Genomic DNA, 647 nt, shown 5'->3' with positions numbered 1-647 from the left:
CGCTTCCCCGAGGCCGGGGAGACGAACGTCCCGCCGCAGTCGACCCCGGACGCGGACATGAACGCCTTCTCCAACCCCGTCGGGGCGTTCCGCGATACGGGCGTGCAGGTCTTCGACGCCTTCGACGCCGGCCGCTGGGAGCACAGCTACGCGGTGATGCTCGGCAACGGCAGCGGCGTGCAGATGGACGAGTCGGACGGTGACGAGGACCTCTATCTCTACTGGTCCTCCGCGTACCTCTTCGACGGTCCCGGCGGCGGCCCTTTCCGGCCGACGCTGAAGTTCTTCGGCTGGTACCAGGGCGGCGAGCGCACGGACGCCTATGACAGCAGCCGGACGCAGGACCGCGTCCGCTACGGTGTCGGCGCGTACTACCTCCGGCGTCCGTTCCGGGTGAGCGCGGAGTTCATGCAGGGCAAGGGCATGATCTTCCAGGGCCAGCACGCTCCGGAGAAGCTGTTCAACGACTATCGCGCTCGCGGCGGCTACATCGAGGGCGCCTACTTCGTCCCCGGCACGCCCTGGGAACTGCAGCTGCGCTACGACGCCTACCGCCGCAACCTCGACCAGCCAACCCGGGCCACCTTCGAGACCTGGACGGCGGGCGTGCAGTACCACTTCACGAAAAAGACCCGGGCCACGCTCAA

At 68.2% G+C, this 647-nt stretch carries 1 protein-coding gene; it reads left to right on the top strand.

The features are described from left to right. Positions 1 to 647 (top strand): porin (locus G7A99_RS23435; protein WP_240466403.1); only part of this gene is annotated, 647 nt, incomplete at both ends.

This window comes from Arhodomonas sp. KWT, assembly GCF_010993615.1.
This window is presented reverse-complemented; position numbering and strand designations above follow the sequence as displayed.